Source organism: Christiangramia aquimixticola (assembly GCF_048285835.1).
In the GTDB taxonomy this organism is placed as follows: Bacteria; Bacteroidota; Bacteroidia; order Flavobacteriales; family Flavobacteriaceae; genus Christiangramia; species Christiangramia aquimixticola.
In genome coordinates, this window is record NZ_JBLVTL010000353.1 from 1 (window position 1) to 277 (window position 277).

General features: G+C 52.7%; 1 protein-coding gene. It reads right to left on the bottom strand.

The window, feature by feature from the left end; genetic code table 11:
• Positions 1-277 (bottom strand): beta-L-arabinofuranosidase domain-containing protein (locus ACNKXV_RS14795; protein ID WP_417908457.1); only part of this gene is annotated, 277 nt, incomplete at both ends.

Sequence of the window (277 nt, forward strand, 5' to 3'; positions counted from 1 at the left end):
GCACCGGTGTAGAGGTACATGGCGCGCACGGCATGTCCGGTGATTTCCTTTTGGTCTTTGACGGGGACGTCGTCCTGAGCGTACTTTGGTCCCCAATGCGGATTGTCCCAGATGCCTCCGACTCCGTGTCCTCGGCCTCGCTGATCCAAAAACCAATCAGCCAATTGGAGGTAACGATCTTCTCCGGTGACTTTATAAAGCTTGACCAAAGCCAACTCGATTTCTTCGTGGCCGCTTACCCAAGGTTTGTTTGCTTGACGAAACTGTGTGTCGATAT